The organism is Streptomyces sp. NPDC042371 (genome assembly GCF_056437465.1).
Map to the genome: position 1 here is coordinate 419391 of NZ_JBWKAP010000007.1, position 19577 is coordinate 438967.

Consider the following 19577-nt stretch of genomic DNA (forward strand, 5'->3'; position numbering starts at 1 on the left):
ATCCCCTCCATGGCAAGCCACACCTTCAAGCTCAACGGCGAGCAGATCACCGTCGAGGCCGAGGACGACGTACGCCTCCTCTGGGTGCTCCGCGACCTGCTGGGCGTCACAGGACCCAAGTACGGCTGCGGTCTCGGCGTCTGTCAGGCCTGTACGTCGCACATCAACGGCAAGGCCTTCAACCCGTGTTCGGTCCCCGTCTCCAAGGTCGCACCGGACGACGAGATCACCACGATCGAGGGGCTGCCCGCCACCGTCGGCAAGGACCTCCATCCGATGCAGGAGGCCTGGCTGGACCTCGACGTCGCGCAGTGCGGCTACTGCCAGCCCGGCCAGATCATGACCGCCGTCGCCAAGGTCCGCCAGGCCGCCGCCGAGGGCCGTGAGATAGAGGACCGCGACCTCGACGAGATCCGCAACATCTGCCGCTGCGGCACGTACAACCGCATCCGCGACGCCATCAGGGCGGGTGCGAAGAAGATGTGATCCACGCGCGAGTCACTGTGCGAGTCACTGTCGGCGCAACTCGCTGAACCAGCGTTGCCCCTCGATCTGTGCGAGGCAGGTGTGGCGGGTGAGGCGGGCATGGCAGGTGAGGCGGAGGTGACCACAAGTTTCTCCAAACGTCGCTCATCAGCAGCGAGTTCAGCCTCATGTCTTCCGCGCCACGACGCACTGGTGCAGTCCCCCGGGCCTCCCGGTACCTACCCACCCACCCGGCGGGCGGCCGTCACAGCGGCCCGCCCCCAAGGAGCTGACCTCCGTCCACGACGAGGGTCTCCCCCGTGATCCAGCGGGCGCCGTCCCCGGCGAGGAACGCCACGGCCTCCCCCAGGTCCTCCGGTTCGCCGATCCGGCCCAGCGGGGTGGCCGCGGCGACCCGCGCCTCGTTCTCCTCCCACAGCGCCTCGGCGAGCTTGGTGCGGACGACGCCGGGGGCGATGGCGTTCACGCGGACCTTCGGGGCGAGTTCCAGGGCGAGTTGCTTGGTGAGGTGGATGAGTGCGGCCTTGGAGACGTGGTAGATGCCGACGTCCTGGGCGACCGAAAGGCCGCCGATGGAGGCGGTGTTGACGACGGACCCGCCGTGCTCACCCATCCACGCCTTCACCGCGAGCGACGTCCACAGGATGGGCGCCCACAGGTTGACGTCCATCGTCTTGGCGAAGCGTCCGTGGTCCTGGTCGATGACCGGTCCGTACGCGGGGTTCGTACCGGCATTGTTGACGAGGATGTCCAGGCTGCCGTACGTCGCGACGGTGTGGTCGACGCAGGCGCGCGCGGCGTCCTCGTCGGTGGCGTGGGCGCCGAACCCCACGACGTCGCCGCCCAGTTGGGCCGCCGCCTCCTTGGCGCGCTCCTCGCTGCGCGAGGTGACCACGACCTGCGCCCCGCGGTCACGCAGAGCGGCGGCGGCCGCGAGGCCGATGCCCCGCGAAGCTCCCGTGACGATGGCGACCTTCCCGGCGAGCGACCCGCCGGCGCCACTCGGGCTGCTCGGGCTGCTCGGGCTGCTCGGGCTGCTCGGAACGCTCATCGACCGCTCCGCTCGTTCTCGCGGCGGCGCAGCTCCCGCAGCGCGATCGCGCGCTTGTGCACCTCGTCGGGGCCGTCCGCGAGCCGCAGGGTGCGCAGATGGGCGTACATGCTGGCGAGCGGGAAGTCGTCGCTGACACCGCCGCCGCCGTGCACCTGGATCGCCCGGTCGACGACCTTGAGGGCGACCTCGGGGGCGGCGACCTTGATGGCGGCGATCTCCGTGCGGGCTTCCTTGTTGCCGACGGTGTCCATCAGATACGCGGCCCTGAGGGTCAGCAGTCGTGCCATGTCGATCTCGACGCGGGACTCGGCGATCCAGTCCTGGATGTTGGCCCGGTCGGCGAGCGGCGCGCCGAACGTCGTGCGCGACTGGGCGCGGTCGATCATCAGGTCCAGGGCGCGCTCCGCCATGCCGATCGTGCGCATGCAGTGGTGGATGCGGCCGGGTCCGAGCCGCGCCTGGCTGATCATGAAGCCGTCGCCCTCGCCCGCGAGCAGGGCGGTGGCGGGGACGCGTACGTCCTCGAAGAGCACCTCCGCGTGACCCTCGCGGTCCTGGTAGCCGAAGACGGGGAGGTTGCGCAGGACCGTGACGCCGGGGGTGTCGAGCGGGACGACCATCATGCTCTGCTGGCGGTGGCTCGGCCCTTCCGGGTCGGTCTTGCCCATGACGATGAGCACCCGGCAGTTCCTGTGCAGGGCGTTGGAGGTCCACCATTTGCGGCCGTTGAGTACGTAGTCGTCGCCGTCGCGGACCATCCGCATCTCGATGTTGCGGGCGTCGGAGCTGGCGACGGCGGGCTCGGTCATGGCGAACGCGGAGGCGATCTCACCGGCGAGCAGCGGCTTCAGCCACTTCTCCTTGTGCTCCTCGGTGCCGAAGACCGTGAGGACCTCCATGTTGCCGGTGTCCGGCGCGTTGCAGTTGGTGGCCTCGGGGGCGAGGTGCGCGCTGCGGCCCATGATCTCGGCCAGCGTGGCGTACTCCAGGTTGGTCAGGCCGGGGCCCCACTCCGGGTGGGGGTGGAAGAGGTTCCACAGGCCCTGCTTCCTCGCCTCGGCCTTGAGCTCTTCGAGGACCGGCGGGTGGAAGTGCGGATCGCCCGACTCCGCCATCTGCGCGTCGTACACCGCCTCGGCGGGGTAGACGTGCTCGTCCATGAAGGCGAGCAGCCGCTCCTGGTACTCCTTGGCCCTGTCGGTCACGTCGAACACGGGTCGTCCTCCAACGGTCTTGGGTCCGGCAGTCTTGGGTCCGGCAGTCTTAAGTCGGCGGTCTCAGGTCGGGCAGCCCTGGATCGGGCAGTCCCGAGTCCGGCAATCATGGCCCGGAGCCGAGTCTGAGCCCCGGGCCCGCCCTCTGGATACACCGCCGGGCGGGCGGGGCGTCGAGCCGTCGGGACGCCTCACGCGCCGGTGGCCGACGCGAGCAGCCGCGCCAGCCGCGCCGCCGTCGTGGGCGCGTCGCGGTGCACGACCCCGGCGATGCCGACCCGCTCCGCCGCCACGATGTTCTGCGGCAGGTCGTCCACCATCACGGTGTCCTCGGGCCGTACGCCGAGACGCTCACACGCGACGGCGTACGCGCGGCGCGACGGCTTGCGCACCCCGATGTCCCCGGACACCGTCACGGCGTCGAACATCGCGGGCAGGTCGAAGCCGTCGTAGCAGTGGTCGCCGAGCGAGTTCGAGAGCAGTCCCACGCGGTGCCCGTCGGCCCGGACCTTCGCCACCAGGGCGATCATGCCGGGGTCGGGGTGCAGCAGGGACTGGATGCGGCGCACCAGGCCCGGCCCCTCCGCCGCCGCTCCGTGGGCCCGCAGCCGCGCCGCGAACCCGTTCTCGAACTCGCGCTCGCCGATGCGGCCCTCCTCGTGTGCCACGAGCAGCGTGCGGCTCTCCTCGTCCCGGGTCAGGAGCCGGAGCAACAGCCTTGGATCGTCGGCCAGTTCCGTGCCGAGCTCCTCGAAGGCGGCGACGACGCTGGTGGTCAGGACCCCGCCGAAGTCGAACAGGACCGCACAGCGCGTCCGCTCCGCACTCCCCACGTCACTCATCGCACCGCACCTTCACTCGTCTCGGGTCCTGCCAACGTATTTGAATCCGGGTTCAAGTTCAAGGGTCCGGGAACCGCCGACGGATCGCGCCGCGACCGGGGCACCCCGGGCGCCCCGGTCGCCTGTACATTTGAATCCAACGTCAAGTTCATTGCGCTGAACGCGACCCCGGCCGCCGCGAGTCGGTCGCGCGGCCACCTGCGGACCACGGAGGTTCTGCACATGTCGACACACGTCACCATCGCCGAGTGGGAGAGCGTCGCGACGCGCGAGGTCACCTCGGGCGACGTCACGCTCCGCGTCTTCGACCACGGCGACGGACGGCCGGGCAGGCCCCCGGTGGTCCTGTGCCACGGCTTTCCCGAGCTGGCGTTCTCCTGGCGTCACCAGCTCTTCGCGCTGGCGAGTGCGGGGTACCGCGTCCTCGTCCCCGACATGCGGGGATTCGGCGGAAGCTCGCGCCCGGCCGACCCCGACGCGTACGACATCCTCACGCTCTGCGGCGACCTGACCGCGGTCCTGGACGACGTGGGCGCGGACGACGCCGTCTTCGTGGGGCACGACTGGGGCGCCGCCGTGGTGTGGCAGCTCGCGCTGGCCCATCCGGAGCGGGTGCGTGCGGTGGCAGGGATGAGCGTGCCGGTGGCGCGGCGGGCCCCGGCGCCCCCGATCCCGATCCTCCGCAAGCGCCTCGGCGACGACTTCTACATGGTGTGGTTCCAGGAGCCCGGCGTCGCGGACGCCGCCCTGAGCCGGAACGTGCGCAGGACGCTCACCGCGAAGGAGATCTGGTCGGCCCGGTGGGCCGGGCGGGACGAGGCGCCGGCATCGCCCCCGCCGTGGCTCGACGACGAGGAACTCGCCTACTACGTCGACACGTTCGAGCACACCGGATTCACCGGCGGGCTCAACTACTACCGGAACCTCGACCGCAACTGGGAGCTCACCGAGCACCTGGCCGACCGCCGGATCACGCAGCCCTCGCTGTTCATCACCGGGTCCAAGGACCCCGTCGGGCAGTTCATGCCGACGAAGGACCACGAGCTGATGCTCACGGACCAGCGGGGCCACCTCGTGCTCGACGGCGCGGGCCACTGGGTCCAGCAGCAGCGACCCGACGAGGTGAACGCCGCTCTCCTCGAGTTCCTCTCCACGGTCGGCTGATAACATCCGCTGCCTCCGATACGTACAGGTTCGACCGACAGTGAATGGATCGCAGTGGCTGCCCAGGCCCCGGCCGCAGACGGCGGTCAGAAGCAACCGATCACGCCCCGCAGCGCCCGTGGCGTCAGGACGCGCAACGCGCTGATCGCCGCCGCCCGCGAGGTGTTCGAGCGCGACGGATATCTGGACGCCCGCATCACGGACATCTCCAAGGCGGCGCACGTCGCCTCCGGGTCGTTCTACACGTACTTCAACAGCAAGGAAGAGATCTTCCAGGCGCTGGTCGAGCAGGTGCAGGAGGAGATGCTCCACCCGCACCTGCGCGAGCGCACCGGCATCACCGACCCCCGCGAGCTCATCGACGCGTCGAACCGCGAGTACCTGCGTGCGTACAAGAAGAACGCCCGCCTCATGGCACTGTTCGAGCAAGTGGCCCAGGTCGACGAGCAGTTCATGGCGCTGCGCATCGAGCGCGGCAACGCGTTCGCCCGCCGCAACGCCAAGCTGATCCGGACCCTCCAGGAGAACGGCCAGGCCGACACGAGCCTGGACCCCCTCGTCACCGCGCACGCCCTGTCCGTGATGGTGAGCCGCATGGCCTACATGGTGTTCGTGCTCGGGCAGCGCATCCCGTACGAGCGGCTCGTCACGACGCTCAACACGATCTGGGAGAACGGGCTGCAGCTGCGGGACCCGTCGCCCGGGGCCTGACACCGGCGGCTCCCCCGAAGCTCGGCCGACGGCTCCCCGGGCGCGCCCGCTACCAGCCGCGCGCGGACTCCAGCAGGTGGTCCCTGACCAGGGCGACGTGCGGGTTGTCCGCGGAGCCGGGCCGCTGGACGAGGTAGCCGGTGTTGATGGGCGGGTCGTCCGGGTCGTTGAGGAGGAGCAGCGCGCCCGACGCCAGCTCGTCGAGGCACAGGTAGCGGGGCAGCACGCTGAATCCCGCGCCGCCCACGACGGCAGCCTTGACCGCGCGCAGATCGGGCATGGTGACGGCGGGCTTGCAGACCAGGCGCTTGCCGAAGACATGGCGCCAGTAGCGGCGGACGATGGGCAGGTCCTCTGCGTACGCCACCAGCGGGACGCCGTGCAGCGCCGCGGGGCCGTCGGCGGCGATCCGCGCGGTCCCGCCGATCCGCTCCCCCCAGGCCGCCGTCGTGACCAGGACGAACTCCTCGTCGGCCAGGGGCACGGCGGCCAGCGCCCGGCCGCGGGGGCGAGCCGTGGCGATCAGCAGGTCGTGCCGTCCCGCGCGCATCTCCTCCAGGAGGTCGTCCGTCAGGCCGGTCGCGATCCGCAGCACCACGCCCTTCTCCACCAGCGGAGCGATCCGGGGCAGCACGCAGTGGGAGAGGAGCTCCGCCGGGCCCGCCACGTGGACCGGCTCGGCGGAACTGTCACCGCCGTGCCCCGCGACCTCGGCGAGGGCGTCCAGGGGCGCCACGATCCGGGACGCCAGCTCGTCGGCGAAGGGCGCGGGGGCCGCGCCGCGCGGCAGCCGGTCGAACAGTTCCCGGTCGAGCCTGCGCTCCAGGGAGCGGATCTGAGCGGTGACCGTGGGCTGGGACAGGCTCAGGAGGCGGGCGGCCGCGGTGAAGGATCCGGAGCGGTAGACCGCGAGGAAGGTGCGGAGCTGGTTGAGGTCCAGCGAGGCGGCACCGGTCGTACCGCCCGTGCCGTGCCCGCCGCCGAGTGCCTCCCCGGGCGCTCCGTCGGCGTCGGCGGCCCCATCGGCATCCTTATGTCCCATGCTCAGGAGCCTAAAGGGTGCCGATGGGGTGGGCGACCTGCCGCCAGGAGCGGCCGGTCGCTGATGCGCCCCGTCACGACATCAGCGGGCGCACCCCGTCCGTGACGAAGCGGATGAACCCCTCCGGGTCCGGCTCGTCGGCGGTGGGCTGCAGGACGACCGTGTCGGCCCCCGCCTCGGCGAGCCGCTGGACGGCCTTCGCCACGTCCTCGGCGTCCCCGGCGACGCCGAGCCCGGCGACGTCTTCCTTGCCCTCGCTCCGGAGCTCGGCCCGCAGCCGGGCCTCCGCGTCGGGTCCGGTCGCGGCGAGCAGGTAGACCACCACGCGGTGGGCGCCCGTACGCCCGGCCGACTCCCGTCCCTCGTCGATGAGTTGGCGGGCCCTGCGCACTCCGTCCGGCGTCGTGCTCGCGTCCAGGATGGTGCCGTCCGCGGACTCTCCGGTGAGCCGCAGCGAGCGCGGCCCCCGCGCGCCCGCGTACACCGCGGGGGCCGAGGCGGGCGGCCAGTCGAGCGCGACGCCGTCGAGCCGGACGTACCGCCCCTGCGTCGTGACGCGCTCGCCCGCCAGCAGGGCCCGCATCGCGTCGAGGTGTTCGCGCAGGAGCGTGACCGGCGACTCCGCCCGCGCTCCCACCTGCCCCATCCAGTCCTGCACGCCGTGCCCGACGCCGAGCATGACGCGGTCCGGGAACAGCCGGTGCAGCGTGGCCGCCTCCATGGTGGCGAGGGCGACGTTCCGCAGCGGCACGGGCAGCAGCCCGACCCCCACGCGCAGCCGCTCGGACCAGGCGAGGGCGGCGGCCGCGGCCGCGATGCCGCTCTCCAGGAAGCAGTCCTCCCAGAGCCACAGCTCCGCGAGTCCGGCGTCTTCAGCCGTGCGCACCATCGCGCGCAGGCGCTCGGGGGGAAGTTGCGGACGGAACACCACACCAAGAGTCGTCATGGCGCCTTCCTATCCCGCACCCTCGCCCGCGATCAACAGAGATTCGGCACCTACGTCCAGTAAGGGGCGCGGTGCCATCTAGTAAGGGTTGTGGTGTACAAGACCCTTACTGAAAGGTGATCGTCATGAACCAGCCCACCGGACAACTCACCATGCCCCGCACCGCCGTTCGCCGGGCGGTGGAGGCCGACCTTCCCGAACTCGTACGCCTGCGGGCACTGCTCTTCGCGACCCGCGGCGGCGAGTACTTCACCCCCGCGCCGGACGAGCCGGACCGGACCGACTGGCGTCACAACCTCGCCTCCGTGCTGAAGGCACAGCTGACGGCGGATGCCGCCCACATCCTCGTCGTGGACGGCGAAGACGGACTCGCGGCCTGCGGCATCGGCACCGTCGAACAGTGGTTCCCCGGCCCGCACAACCTCACCGGCCGGGTCGGCCACGTCATCGGCGTGGTCACCGACCCCGCGTACCGGCGGCGCGGCCACAGCCGGGCGATCATGCGGACGCTGCTCGACTGGTTCCGCGCGCAGGACGCCTCCCGGGTCGACCTGTACGCCTCCCACGAGGGCGAGCCGCTCTACCGGGACCTGGGCTTCGACGACCACCCGGATCCCGCACTGTACTGGCGTCCAGCACATCGGTGAGCCCCGCGGGCCGAGTCGGCCGAAAGGATTCCGGGCGCCGTCCCTCCGCAGCATCATGGGGAGGAGGCGAAACGGGGGTTCCGTCATGGGTGTTCGCTCTGGTTCGGGCGCCGATCGGGTGCCTGTCTGGGCCTTTGCCATCATGGGATTCGTCCTGGTGGTGGGGCTGTTCTTCGGGATACGGGGAGTCGCGTCGCACGACGGCGGGGTGCGCGGAGGCGGTGGTTCCACGGGTGGTGACTCCTCGGGCGGTGGCACCAGTACGGGGACGAGTACCGGCGGCGGTGGCTCCGACATCACGGGCGGGAGCGGCGGCTCGGGCGGGGGCGACGCGACCGGCGGGGGAACGAACGGGTCCACGGGAGGCTCCTGGCACACCGGTGGCGGCGACGGGGGCAAGGGCCGGGGCGGCAACAGCGGCGGCGGGGGCCGCGGGGGCGGGACTCCGCCCGGCTGGCTGCCCTGGGGGCCCAAGTCCCCCAACACGGACGACGCGCCCGAGCCGGACAGCATGTACGACCTGCTCCAGCAGGGCGATTGCCAGCAGCCCTACAACAGCGCGACCGACCCCGGGCAACGCCCCGAGAACTCGGGGACCCTGCAGGCCTGGAAGGTCATCGAAGGGCTTGCCGGGATCTGCAAGGCCGCACACGGCGAGCCGGGCGGGCTGGGCATCGCCACGCGGGCCGAAGCGGGGCTGCGCGCGGCGGGCTATCGGCCCGGGGCCACCGAATACCTCTGCAAGGACGGCGACGCCTTCGCGGTCCTGCAGCGCTTCGTCGCCTACTACCAGCGGCATCCCGGCAATCAGGTGGTGCTGCGGTCCTCCGCGACGGGGGCCGCGGCCTGCGACAACAAGATCGCCTCCACCGAGGCGAGCGTCGCGCCCGGCTCGACGCTCGGTCTCCAGGGCACCTGGCCCGACGTCCCCCGCGCCGTGGAACTCCGCGCCGCCGAGATGCCGGAACTGCTGGTCCTCAGGCCCTTCGGCGACGAGAACGAGAGGGAGAAGTGCTGCAAGGACGCGGCGGTCTCCGTGGACCTCCCGGGCCCCGACGGCTTCGGCGGCCGACGCCCGACGTCCATCGACGTGACGCTCGTGACGAGGAGCGGCGTGAGGGTGACCAAGCAGGCGGCGTTCACCCTGGACTGGAGCGGATTCCCCCGGTCCCCCGCGCCCTCGCTCTCGTCACGTTCGCCCTCCCCGCCCGAGCCGAGCGACTCCCTCACCCGATGAGCGACCCCCGCCCCTCGCCCCCCGAGCCACCTCCGGCACCCACACCGGACCCGAACCTGACACCCGCTCCGGACCCCGACCTGACACCCGCGCCCACACCGGACCCCGACCTGACACCGACACCAGCACCGGCACCAAACCCGCCCCAGCGCCCGGCCCCACACCCGGAACCTGACCCGGACCTGACACCACGACCGAACCCGGACCCGGACCCGCCCACGCGCCCGGCCCCGTACCCGGAACCTGACCTGACACGACAACCGAACCCGAACCCGGACCCGGCGCCAGCACCAGCACCAGCACCAGCACCAGCACCAGCACCAGCACCACGATCAAATCCGGACCCGCCCCCCGCACCCCAACCCGCCCCGCACCCACCCCCACACCCGGAACCTGACCCGAGCCCCCGCCCCACCCTCGTCCCACCCCACGGCCCCAGCCCCACCCCTGCCCCTGTCCCTGCACCTGCGCCTGCACCTGCACCTGCACCTGCACCTGCACCTGCACCCACGCCCACCCCGGCCCCAGCCCCAGCCCCACCCCCAACCCCAACCCCAACCCCACCCTCATCCCCCACCCCCTCCGACCCCCACGTCGGCTGGGTGGAGGTCCTCGGTGCCGTCGGGTCCCTCGTCACCCTCCTCACCGCCGTCCTCTTCTACTTCGGCTGGGCGAGCACCGACGCCGAGACCAAGGCGCTCGGGCTGCGCGACACCGTCTTCCACCTCTCCACCAGCGACTACCTGTTGCGCAGCGTCGGGGCCCTCTACCTCCCGGCCTGGCTCGCGGCGGGTGTCGCACTGGGCACGCTGGGGCTGCTGCGCTGGACGGCGGGCGAACCGGAAAGGCTGGCGCGCGCGGTGCGTGTCCTGCGTTTCGCCTGGGCCGTCCCGCTCGCCCTCGTACCGCTGTATCCGCTCAGCCCCTGGCTGTTCGACCTGGTGCTGCCGCTCACCGCGATCGGCGGCCTCGCGCTCAACGCGTACGCCCGCACGCGCGCCCGTCGGGACCTGCGGCTGTGGGGGCTCACCCTCTTCGTCTGCGTGCTGTCGCTGTTCTGGGCCGTGTCGGCGTACGCGGCGATCGCGGGCCGGGGCCGCGCGGAGCTGACCGAGCGGACCCTCCGCAGCGAGTTCCCCGCCGTCGTCGTCTTCAGCGAGAAGGACCTGATGATCCGGGGCGGCGGCAGCTGTTTCCAGCGGGTCACCGACAAGGGGAGCCAGTTCGCGTACGAGTACGGGGGGCTGCGGCTGTTCCACGTCTCCGGAGACCGCGTCTTCCTCGTGCCGCGCGACTGGACGCCCGACGACGGCACCCTCTACGTCCTCAAGGAGGGGGCGGGGCAGCGGGTCGACCTGCTCAGCGGGGCGAGCCGTCGGGCCGGGGAGTGCCGGGGCTGAGGGGGCGGTGTGGCGCCGCGTCCCGGCCCGGCGGATGATCGTTCCGTGAGTGGCAGCGACACGGAGGACCGGTGCGCCACGGCAGCGGGACGACGGCGGTCCTGGGTACGGCCCGTGGCCTGGGGTGTGCTGGCCCTGGCGACGTTCGTGCTGGTCCTCGCCGGGTGTGCCCGCGCGACGGTGCTGAACCGCGCCTTCTACCAGGCCGTACTGGATGAACAGGGCGCCTACGAGCGGCTGTACGACGAGGTGCTCGTGGATCCGGCGACGGCGCGGGTCACCCGTGACCTCCTCGGCAGGCTGCCGGTGCCCGAGGCACAGGTGACCGCGAACCTGAAGAACGTGCTGCCGCCCGCCACCCTGCGCACCCTGGTGGACGAGCAGATCGGTCACGCGGTGGGCTACCTGCGCGGGGAGGAGCCACACCTTCGTCTCTCCGTCGACCTGCGCCCCGTCCTGACGAACATCGGCAGCTTCGCCGAGATCTACCTGGGCGACCTGGTCGCCTCCGCCCAGGGGCGGCAGTCCCCCGACTTCGCCGCCTTCGCACGGGAGCTGACGGCCGCTCTGGACGACATCTCCCGCGGCCGCCGCCCCGAGAACCTCCCCGAGCTGCGCCTCGAACCCGCCACCGCGCGGCAGGCGGCGGACTGGCTGATGGGACCCGTCCCGGAGGACCGGCGGGCGGCCCTGCGTCCTCAGGTGGAGGCGTCGCTGGGGACCGGCGACGTGGCCTCGGCCCTCGCGGCCGTGGGGCCGTACGCGCTGGGCGACCGGGTGAGCGGCGCCGCCTCCGATCTGTCGGTCCTCACGGACGACGGCCACTGGAACGTCGTGCCGGACCTGGCGGCCGCGGGCGTCGACCTGGGAGCGGCCGAACAGGCCCGGCACTTCACCAAGCTCGCGCTGGGGTGGGTCCAGGGCATCGCCTGCGTACTCGCCCTCGCGTCGGGCGGTGTGCTGGCCTTCACCGGCTCCGCGTCCTGGCCGGTGCGACTGCGCCGCGTCGGCACGGCGCTGGCCGCGGGAGGCGCGCTGGCCGCCGTGGTGCTCGCCCTTGCGCGGTGGCAGGTCGGGGACCTGCTGGTCCGCCCGCCCGCGAGCTGGCCGCCGTCGGTCCGCGCCCTCCTCGACGACGTGCAGCACGGCGGCGCCGACGCCCTCACCTCGGTGGGGCTGATCACGGCGGCGCTCCCGCTGCTGGCCGGGCTGGCACTGACTGGGGCGGCATGGGCGTACGAGAGGGTGGTGGCGCGGCGCGGGGCGCGGCTGACGGGGCGGCGGCGGACCGCGGTCTTCGGCACGGCGGGCGGGGTCCTGGTGGCCGTCGCGGTGGTGGGTGCGGTGCTTGCCCCGATGGCGGCGGGCAAGGAGGCCCGAGAGCTGTGCCTGGGCTCGGAGTCGCTCTGCGACCGGCGGTACGACCAGGTCGCCTATCTGGCCACGCACAACTCCATGTCGACGACGGCCGACAGGTTCATCGGCCCGCTCCAGGACCCGGACATCGTCGCGCAGCTGGATGCCGGGGCCCGCGGCCTCCTGATCGACACCCAGACGTGGGAGACCCCCGCGGAGGTGTCGGAACGGCTCCGGGAGGCGGATTTCCCGCCCGACATTAAGCAGCAGATCACCCGGCTGGTCGAACGGGCCAACCCGCCGCACCCCGGTATGTGGCTGTGTCACGCGGTGTGCCGGGCCGGGGCGATCCCCCTGGTGGAGACGTTGCGCAAGATCGGCACCTGGCTGGACGAGCACCCCGGTGAGGTGGTCACCCTGGTCGTCCAGGACGCCATCGACGGCGAGCAGACGCGGGAGGCGTTCCGTCGGGCGGGTCTTGAGCGGCTGGTGTTCACGCCGCACGCCGACCCGGACAGGCCCTGGCCCACCCTGGGCGAGATGATCGGTTCGGGGCGACGTCTGGTGGTCTTCGCCGAACAGGCCGACGGGCCCGCGCCCTGGTACCGCAACTTCTACCGGTACGGCATGGAGACCCCGTTCGCGTACACCGCGCCCGAGCAGATGAACTGCGTCCCGCATCGCGGCGGCACCGGCAAGCGTCTGTTCCTGCTGAACCACTTCATCACCGACATGGGCGGCAGCAGGCTCGACGCCGCCGTCGTCAACAAGCGCGACTTCATCCTGGAGCGGGCCCGCCGCTGCGAGAAGGACCGCGGACGGCCAGTCAACTTCGTCGCCGTCGACTTCGCCACCATCGGCGACGCCTTGGGCGCCGTCGACACGCTCAACCGGCAGCGTTGAGCGGCAAATCGGGGGCGAGCAGGGCGTGTTCGGTGAACCGGCCGCAGGCGCGGAAGCCGAGACGGCGGTAGACGGGCTCGCCCTCGGCCGACGCCTGGAGGACCGCCAGGGAGTGGCCCTGGTCGCGGGCGGTGTGGAGCGCGGCGAGGGTGACGGCCCCGCCGTAGCCGCGTCCTCGGTGTGCGGCGAGCGTGCTGATGTTGTAGATCCCGGCGACTCCCGCGTGCGCGAACACCTCTGCGGAGCAGACCGCGAGGCCGTCCACGTAGCCGACGAGGTAGTGGGCCGGGCAGTCCGGGGCGAGTGCCTGGGCTGTGGTCAGGTCGTGGAAGTGGCGGACGGTTTCGGCGGGCGGGGTCCAGTTCGCGGCGAGAATCGTGGCATAGTCGGCGAGTTGCCGGGCCGTGGTCACGCGCTGGATGTCGAGTCCGCGCACGGAGGTCCGCGGTGGGAGCTCGTCGAGCTCCGCCCACATCGCCGTCTCGTGCTCCGAGGTCGGCAGCCCGGCGGCCGCGAGCCGCTCGGACAGGTCGTGCGGTGTCGACGCGGGACCGACCCACCAGGAGAAGGGGCGGCCCGTCGCGGCCAGCGCCCGTACGGTCACGGCGATGCGCGCCGGGGCGGTCTCGGCGGTGCAGCGGGCCATGGCGACGATGTTGAAGGTGTCGTCGTCGAGGCCGCTGTCGGCGATCAGGAGGTCCTCGGCCTCCACGACGGTCGCGCCCGGCAGGTCCCGGTGGAGGTGGCAGGCGTGCTCGGCCAGGTTCCGTTCCATCCGGTCGAGCAGGTCGGCCCGGTCGGCCTGCTCCAGAGGTGGCACGTCGTCGCGGCGATCGTCGTTCACATCTCCGTACCTTGCCGTGCCGCGGCCGGGCCTGCCACTCATTTTGGCCCGTCGGCCACCCCGTCGGCCACCGGGTAGGGCACGAACGTGCTGCTGTTCTGGTCGATGCGCAGGGGGCGGCCGAGCGGCGGTGCGGCTCGCTGCGGGCAGTCGAGGCGTTCGCAGACGCGGCAGCCCATGCCGATGGGTGTGGCGGCCGACGCGCTGGAGAGGTCGAGTCCGTCGGAGTAGACGATCCGGTGGGCGTGGCGGATCTCGCAGCCGAGCCCGATGGCGAAGGTCTTGCCGGGCTCTCCCCAGCCGCCGCGGTGCCGGGTGATGGCGCGTGCGGTCCACAAGTAGCGCTGCCCGTCGGGCATTTCGGCGATCTGTACGTGAATGCGGCCCGGCGCGGCGAAGGCCTCGTACACGTTCCACAGCGGGCAGGTGCCGCCGGTCCGTGAGAAGTGGAAGCCGGTGGCGGACTGCCGCTTGGAGAGGTTGCCCGCCCGGTCGACTCGGACGAAGGAGAAGGGCACGCCGCGCAGGCGGGGGCGTTGCAGGGTGCTCAGCCGGTGGCAGACGGTCTCGTAGCCGAGGCCGTAGCGGTCGGTGAGGCGTTCGATGTCGTAGCGGACCTCTTCGGCCGCCGTGTGGAAGGCGCGGTACGGCAGGACGAGCGCGGCGGCGAAGTAGTGGGCGATGCCGATGCGGGCGAGGGCGTGGGTCGGCGTGCCGGGCGTGAAGTCGTCGGCGGCCTGGCGGTCGAGGACGTCGCCGTGTTCGAGGAGCGCGAGCTGGGTGGCCATGCGGAAGGCGCGCTGGCCTGGGCGCAGTCGGCTGGACAGGTGGAGGGTGCGGGTCGCCTCGTCGTAGTGGTGGAGGCGGTCGCCGGTCTCGGCCGTCAGGCGGACGCCGTGGGCGTCGGTGAGCCGTGCGGTCAGGGCGCGGGTCACCTCGCCGGGGCGGATGCCCAGTTCCTCGGCCAGGTGCTCGGCGGCGAGGTCGGTGTCGTGGAGGTAGTTCCTGCGGCGGTAGAAGAAGTCGCGGATCTCCTCGTGGGGCGAGCGGGGCAGGTCGGGGGCGGCGCCGCCACGGCCGTCGGCGGCTTCCGCGAGCCGTTCGGACAGGAGTTGGCCGCGGCGGCCGAGGTCCAGCAGGACCTGTGCGACCGCGGGCATGCGTGAGGCGAGCTCGGCGAGGTCGGAGGTCGAGACGCGGGCTTCGGCGAGCTCGCCGACCAGTGCCTCCCGCAGGTCCGCCACGAGCCGTGTCTCGTCCCGCTCGGAGAAGAAGCCCGGGTCCACGCCGAAGGTCTCCGTCAGCCGGAGCAGGACGGGCACGGTGAGGGGGCGGGAGTCGTGTTCCATCTGGTTGAGGTAGCTCGGTGAGATGGCCAGGGTGCGGGCCAGCTCGGCCTGGCTCATCCGGCGCTCCTCGCGCAGCCGCCGCAGTCGCGCGCCCGCGTACGTCTTGCTCACCGTGTGGTCCTCCGTGATCCGGCGTGGGGCCAGGTGAGCGTCAGCGTACGGGAATCGGGGGCGCCGAATCGCCTTCGCAAGGTTGGCAATTCCTGGCTCGAAGATTCGCAGAAGTTGGCATACGTCCACGATTGATGGCACTGCGTGCCAATGCCAGAGTCTGAGTGCGGCCCACCGAACTCCCCTGGCATTGCTCGCCTTCGCCATTCTGCGGGAGACGGTGGGCCGCATCTCCGAGCAACACCGGAGGCATCAGAGACACGCCGTGCCACCACAATCCGCGAGGCCGTGGGGCATTGGCAGACGACACACGTACGACTCGGTCAAGGAGACGGTGACAGCAATGGCAGACGCGAGGAAGCCCGCGGCCGAAGAGCTCGCACGGCGTTGGGCCACCGATCCCCGGTGGCAAGGCATCGAGCGCACGTACAGCGCCGACGACGTCGTACGGCTCTCCGGCAGCGTCCGCGAGGAGCACACCCTGGCGCGCCGCGGAGCCGAGCGGCTTTGGCGGCAACTGCACGACCTGGACTACGTCCACGCACTCGGCGCGCTGACCGGCGGCCAGGCGGTCCAGCAGGTCAAGGCCGGTCTCCAGGCCATCTATCTGTCCGGCTGGCAGGTCGCGGCCGACGCCAACCAGGCGGGGCACACCTACCCGGACCAGAGCCTGTACCCGGCCAACTCCGTTCCGCAGGTGGTGCGCCGGATCAACAACGCGCTGCTGCGCGCCGACCAGATCGCCACGAGCGAGGGCGACGGTTCGGTGGACTGGCTCGCGCCGGTCGTCGCCGACGCGGAGGCCGGTTTCGGCGGCCCGCTGAACGCCTTCGAGCTGACCAAGGCCATGATCGCGGCGGGCGCGGCGGGCATCCACTACGAGGACCAACTCGCCTCCGAGAAGAAGTGCGGCCACCTCGGCGGCAAGGTGCTGGTGCCGACCGCCCAGCACATCCGTACGCTCAACGCGGCCCGGCTCGCCGCGGACATCGCCGACGTGCCGACGCTGATCGTGGCCCGCACGGACGCGCTCGCCGCCAACCTCCTCACCAGCGACGTCGATGAGCGCGACGCCGAGTTCGTGACCGGCGAGCGGACGGCGGAGGGCTTCTACCGGGTGCGGGGCGGCATGGCCCCGGTGATCGCGCGCGGACTCGCCTACGCCCCCTACGCCGACCTCATCTGGGTGGAGACCGGCACCCCGGACCTGGCGCAGGCCCGCGAGTTCGCCGAGGCGATCCACGCCGAGCACCCGGACCAGATGCTGGCCTACAACTGCTCGCCGTCCTTCAACTGGCGGGCCGCGCTGGACGACGACCAGATCGCCAAGTTCCAGCGGGAGCTCGGGGCGATGGGCTACAGGTTCCAGTTCATCACCCTGGCGGGCTTCCACTCCCTCAACCACGGCATGTTCGACCTGGCGCGCGGCTATGCGGAGCACGGCATGACCGCGTACGTCGATCTGCAGGAGCGGGAGTTCGCGGCGCAGGAGCACGGCTTCACCGCGGTCAAGCACCAGCGCGAGGTCGGCACGGGCTACTTCGACCTCGTGTCGACCGCGGTCAACCCCGCCTCCTCCACCACCGCGCTGGCGGGCTCCACGGAGGCGGAGCAGTTCCACTAGGCGCTCCGCCCGGGGGAACGCCGTGCGTCCGCGGGCGCGTGGGGAGCCTGCCGCGCAGGCCCCCCACGCGCCTCGAAGGACGCGTCCCCGTCCCCTTCCCTCCCTGCCACCCCCATCAGGAGACCCCGATGGCCACCAGCGCACTGACGCGCCGCGTCCACGTCCTCGCCTCGCCGGGGCACCGGCACGACGAGATCCTCACCCCGGCCGCCCTGGACTTCGTCGGTCACCTGGCCGCCGTGTTCGGTGAGCGCCGCAGGGAGCTGCTCAAGGAGCGCCGCCGCCAGGCACTGCGGCTCGCGGCGGGCTCCCCGCTCGACTTCCCCATGGTCACCTCCGCCGTGCGCGACGACCCGACCTGGCGCGTGGCCCCACCGGCCCCCGGCCTCACCGACCGCCGCGTGGAGATCACCGGCCCGCCGGACCGCCGTATGACGGTCAACGCGCTCAACTCCGGGGCGCGGGTCTGGATGGCCGACTTCGAGGACGCCACCTCCCCCACCTGGGACAACGTCATCGGCGGGCAGCTGAACCTGCTCGATGCCATCGAGCGGCGCATCGACTTCACCGCCTCCGGGGGCAAGGAGTACCGCCTCGCCGACCGCGACCGGCTCGCCACGATCGTGGTCCGCCCGCGCGGCTGGCACCTGTCCGAGGAGCACCTGGAGTTCGACGGCGAGCCCGTGCCCGCCTCCCTCGTCGACTTCGGCCTGTACTTCTTCCACTGCGCGCAGCGCCAGATCGACGCCGGTCACGGCCCGTACTTCTATCTGCCCAAGCTGGAGAACCGGTACGAGGCACGCCTGTGGAACGACGTCTTCGTCGCGGCGCAGGACCTCCTCGGCATCCCGCGAGGCACGGTCCGCGCCACCGTCCTCATCGAGACGATCACGGCCGCCGTGCAGATGGAGGAGATCCTCTACGAACTGCGCGAGCACAGCTCGGGGCTCAACGCCGGTCGCTGGGACTACCTGTTCAGCCTGATCAAGACCTTCGGGCACCGCACGGACTTCCTGCTCCCCGACCGCGCGAAGGTCACCATGACCGCGCCCTTCATGCGCGCCTACACCGAACTCCTCGTGCGCACCTGCCACCGGCGTGGCGCCCATGCCATCGGGGGCATGGCCGCCCAGGTGCCCTCGAAGGACCCCGCCGCGGACGAGGCCGCGTTCGCCTCGGTCCGGCTGGACAAGGAACGGGAGGCGGAGGACGGCTTCGACGGTTCCTGGGTCGCCCATCCCGCGCTGGTGCCGCTCTGCCGCGAGGTGTTCGACGCGGTCCTCGAAGACAGGCCGCACCAGCTCGACCGCACGCGCGACGACGTCGAGGTGACGGCCGCCGACCTGCTGTCCACGCGCCGGGTCGGCGGCCCGCCCACTCCCGAGGGCGTCCGCACGAACCTCGCGGTGGCACTCGGCTACTTCGCCGCCTGGCTGCGCGGCCAGGGAGCCGTCGCCCTCAACGGGCTGATGGAGGACGCGGCGACCGCCGAGATCGCCCGGGTGCAGATCTGGCAGTGGCTCAGGCACCGGGTCGTCGACCGCGAGACCGTCCTGCGGCTGCTGGACGACGAGCTCGCATCGCTCGGCGCCGACTATCCCTGGGTGGACATCGAGTCGGTGCGCGAGCTCTTCGAACGGACCACGCTCGCCGTCGAACTGCCGCAGTTCTTCACGCCGTACGCCTACTCGCGCCACCTCGTCCGGCACGCCGGGGCACGGTCGTGAGCGGGCACATCCGGCGCGTCGGCGTGGTCGGCGGCGGGCAGATGGGCGCGGGCATCGCCGAGGTGTGTGCGCGGGCCGGTGTCGACACCGTGGTCTGTGAGGCGGACGCGGTGGCCGCCCGCGCGGCGCGGGACCGGGTGACCGCCTCCTTCGACCGGGCGGTGCGCCGCGGCAAGCTGGATCCGGTCGCCGCGGGGGACGCCCTCGCCCGCATGGCCTTCACCGGCAGCCTGGACGACCTGGCCGACCGGCAGCTGGTCGTCGAGGCCGTGGTGGAGAACCCGGAAGCGAAGACGGAGGTCTTCGCGGCCCTCGACAAGATCGTGGCCGACCCCGGGGCGGTCCTCGCCACCAACACGTCCTCGCTGCCCGTCATGCGGCTCGGCATGGCGACCGGCCGCACGGACCGGGTCGTGGGCCTGCACTTCTTCAATCCGGTTCCGGTGCTGCCGCTGGTCGAGGTCGTGCCCTCCCTGCACACCTCGGCGGAGACCGTCGGGACGGTCGAGGACTTCGCGGCCCGCACGCTGGGCAAGACCGTGATCCGCTCGCAGGACCGTGCGGGCTTCGTCGTCAACGCGCTCCTCGTCCCCTACCTGCTGTCGGCGATCCGGATGGCGGAGTCCGGCTTCGCCTCCCCCACCGACGTCGACGCGGGCATGGAGCTCGGGTGCGCCCACCCCATGGGGCCGCTGAAGCTCGCGGACCTCATCGGCCTCGACACCGTCGCCTCGATCGCGGAGTCCCTCTACGACGAGTTCAAGGAACCCCTCTACGCCCCGCCCCCGCTGCTCCAACGCATGGTCGAGGCGGGCCTGCTGGGCCGCAAGACCGGCCGGGGATTCCATCGCTACGAAGACCTGGGCTGAGGGGCCCGGAGGCGGCCGCCCGCCGAGGGGGCGGTGGCCGCCCGCCAAGGA

Annotated in this window: 17 protein-coding genes; 10 read left to right on the forward strand and 7 right to left on the reverse strand. The window is 72.1% G+C overall.

The annotated features are described in order from the left end of the window. The first annotated feature begins 9 nt into the window (after positions 1–9). The gene (locus tag AC068B_RS23565) at positions 10–486 is read left to right on the forward strand and encodes a (2Fe-2S)-binding protein (protein WP_055567650.1); all 477 of its coding nucleotides are present in this window, start codon (positions 10–12) and stop codon (positions 484–486) included. A gap of 244 nt (positions 487–730) precedes the next feature. Here AC068B_RS23565 and AC068B_RS23570 read toward each other — a convergent pair whose 3' ends face one another. The 3 genes from AC068B_RS23570 to AC068B_RS23580 all read right to left on the reverse strand — a co-directional run bounded on the left by AC068B_RS23570 (position 731) and on the right by AC068B_RS23580 (position 3596). Continuing rightward, positions 731–1537 carry an SDR family oxidoreductase gene (locus AC068B_RS23570; protein WP_478673637.1) on the reverse strand — a complete coding sequence of 269 codons (807 nt, stop codon included), beginning with the start codon at positions 1535–1537 and terminating at the stop codon, positions 731–733. Beyond that, on the reverse strand, positions 1534–2754 hold the full coding sequence (locus tag AC068B_RS23575) for an acyl-CoA dehydrogenase family protein (RefSeq protein ID WP_478673638.1): 1221 nt from the start codon (positions 2752–2754) through the stop codon (positions 1534–1536). The genes AC068B_RS23570 and AC068B_RS23575 overlap by 4 nt, the downstream gene beginning before the upstream one ends. 191 nt (positions 2755–2945) lie before the next feature. Next, a complete protein-coding gene (locus tag AC068B_RS23580; protein WP_478673639.1) occupies positions 2946–3596 on the reverse strand; it encodes an HAD family hydrolase in 651 nt (216 codons plus the stop codon). A gap of 222 nt (positions 3597–3818) precedes the next feature. On the opposite strand from AC068B_RS23580, the gene AC068B_RS23585 reads away from it, so the two are divergent. Then, positions 3819–4760: an alpha/beta fold hydrolase gene (locus tag AC068B_RS23585; protein ID WP_478673640.1), complete on the forward strand. Its 942-nt coding sequence runs from the start codon at positions 3819–3821 to the stop codon at positions 4758–4760. A gap of 54 nt (positions 4761–4814) precedes the next feature. After that, the gene (locus tag AC068B_RS23590; protein WP_478673641.1) at positions 4815–5471 is read left to right on the forward strand and encodes a TetR/AcrR family transcriptional regulator; all 657 of its coding nucleotides are present in this window, start codon (positions 4815–4817) and stop codon (positions 5469–5471) included. Between the two features lie 49 nt (positions 5472–5520). Here the strand turns inward: AC068B_RS23590 and AC068B_RS23595 are convergent, their stop codons facing one another. Together AC068B_RS23595 and AC068B_RS23600 are read right to left on the reverse strand one after the other, a co-directional pair. Beyond that, positions 5521–6513 (reverse strand): LysR family transcriptional regulator, encoded by a 993-nt coding sequence (locus AC068B_RS23595; RefSeq protein ID WP_478673642.1) that lies wholly within the window; start codon positions 6511–6513, stop codon positions 5521–5523. A 73-nt stretch (positions 6514–6586) separates the two neighbouring features. Further along, positions 6587–7459 carry an LLM class flavin-dependent oxidoreductase gene (locus AC068B_RS23600; RefSeq protein WP_478673643.1) on the reverse strand — a complete coding sequence of 291 codons (873 nt, stop codon included), beginning with the start codon at positions 7457–7459 and terminating at the stop codon, positions 6587–6589. A gap of 125 nt (positions 7460–7584) precedes the next feature. Between AC068B_RS23600 and AC068B_RS23605 the strand changes: the two genes are divergently transcribed. The 4 genes from AC068B_RS23605 (at position 7585) to AC068B_RS23620 (ending at position 13002) form a co-directional block, all read left to right on the forward strand. Next, positions 7585–8106, forward strand: a complete 522-nt coding sequence (locus AC068B_RS23605) for an N-acetyltransferase family protein (RefSeq protein WP_478673644.1) — start codon at positions 7585–7587, stop codon at positions 8104–8106. 142 nt (positions 8107–8248) lie between these two features. Beyond that, a complete protein-coding gene (locus tag AC068B_RS23610; RefSeq protein ID WP_478673645.1) occupies positions 8249–9343 on the forward strand; it encodes a hypothetical protein in 1095 nt (364 codons plus the stop codon). A 602-nt stretch (positions 9344–9945) separates the two neighbouring features. Then, positions 9946–10743: a hypothetical protein gene (locus AC068B_RS23615; RefSeq protein WP_478673646.1), complete on the forward strand. Its 798-nt coding sequence runs from the start codon at positions 9946–9948 to the stop codon at positions 10741–10743. Positions 10744–10788: 45 nt separating this feature from the next. Next, a complete protein-coding gene (locus AC068B_RS23620) occupies positions 10789–13002 on the forward strand; it encodes a phosphoinositide-specific phospholipase C-related protein (protein WP_478673647.1) in 2214 nt (737 codons plus the stop codon). Here AC068B_RS23620 and AC068B_RS23625 read toward each other — a convergent pair. Together AC068B_RS23625 and AC068B_RS23630 are read right to left on the reverse strand one after the other, a co-directional pair. After that, positions 12986–13777 (reverse strand): GNAT family N-acetyltransferase, encoded by a 792-nt coding sequence (locus AC068B_RS23625; protein WP_478673760.1) that lies wholly within the window; start codon positions 13775–13777, stop codon positions 12986–12988. The genes AC068B_RS23620 and AC068B_RS23625 overlap by 17 nt on opposite strands. 107 nt (positions 13778–13884) lie before the next feature. Further along, on the reverse strand, positions 13885–15306 hold the full coding sequence (locus tag AC068B_RS23630; RefSeq protein WP_478673648.1) for a short-chain fatty acyl-CoA regulator family protein: 1422 nt from the start codon (positions 15304–15306) through the stop codon (positions 13885–13887). 343 nt (positions 15307–15649) lie between these two features. Here AC068B_RS23630 and aceA point away from each other — a divergent pair, with 343 nt between their 5' ends. The 3 genes from aceA (at position 15650) to AC068B_RS23645 (ending at position 19526) form a co-directional block, all read left to right on the forward strand. Beyond that, complete coding sequence (aceA, locus tag AC068B_RS23635; protein WP_478673649.1) at positions 15650–16930, forward strand: isocitrate lyase; 1281 nt, start codon at positions 15650–15652, stop codon at positions 16928–16930. A gap of 128 nt (positions 16931–17058) precedes the next feature. Further along, positions 17059–18657 carry a malate synthase A gene (gene aceB / locus AC068B_RS23640; protein ID WP_478673650.1) on the forward strand — a complete coding sequence of 533 codons (1599 nt, stop codon included), beginning with the start codon at positions 17059–17061 and terminating at the stop codon, positions 18655–18657. Continuing rightward, positions 18654–19526 carry a 3-hydroxybutyryl-CoA dehydrogenase gene (locus AC068B_RS23645; protein ID WP_478673651.1) on the forward strand — a complete coding sequence of 291 codons (873 nt, stop codon included), beginning with the start codon at positions 18654–18656 and terminating at the stop codon, positions 19524–19526. Before aceB ends, AC068B_RS23645 begins: the two co-directional genes overlap by 4 nt. Positions 19527–19577 lie beyond the last annotated feature (51 nt).

Bases quoted from the DNA above. Each gene is read 5' to 3' on its own strand.
- AC068B_RS23600 (WP_478673643.1), bottom strand. From the start codon at position 7,459: ATGACGACTCTTGGTGTGGTGTTCCGTCCGCAACTTCCCCCCGAGCGC.
- AC068B_RS23565 (WP_055567650.1), top strand. From the start codon at position 10: ATGGCAAGCCACACCTTCAAGCTCAACGGCGAGCAGATCACCGTCGAG.
- AC068B_RS23585 (WP_478673640.1), top strand. From the start codon at position 3,819: ATGTCGACACACGTCACCATCGCCGAGTGGGAGAGCGTCGCGACGCGC.
- AC068B_RS23570 (WP_478673637.1), bottom strand. From the start codon at position 1,537: ATGAGCGTTCCGAGCAGCCCGAGCAGCCCGAGCAGCCCGAGCAGCCCG.
- AC068B_RS23610 (WP_478673645.1), top strand. From the start codon at position 8,249: ATGGGATTCGTCCTGGTGGTGGGGCTGTTCTTCGGGATACGGGGAGTC.
- aceB (WP_478673650.1), top strand. From the start codon at position 17,059: ATGGCCACCAGCGCACTGACGCGCCGCGTCCACGTCCTCGCCTCGCCG.
- AC068B_RS23605 (WP_478673644.1), top strand. From the start codon at position 7,585: ATGAACCAGCCCACCGGACAACTCACCATGCCCCGCACCGCCGTTCGC.
- AC068B_RS23595 (WP_478673642.1), bottom strand. From the start codon at position 6,513: ATGGGACATAAGGATGCCGATGGGGCCGCCGACGCCGACGGAGCGCCC.
- AC068B_RS23580 (WP_478673639.1), bottom strand. From the start codon at position 3,596: ATGAGTGACGTGGGGAGTGCGGAGCGGACGCGCTGTGCGGTCCTGTTC.
- AC068B_RS23625 (WP_478673760.1), bottom strand. From the start codon at position 13,777: ATGGAACGGAACCTGGCCGAGCACGCCTGCCACCTCCACCGGGACCTG.
- aceA (WP_478673649.1), top strand. From the start codon at position 15,650: ATGGCAGACGCGAGGAAGCCCGCGGCCGAAGAGCTCGCACGGCGTTGG.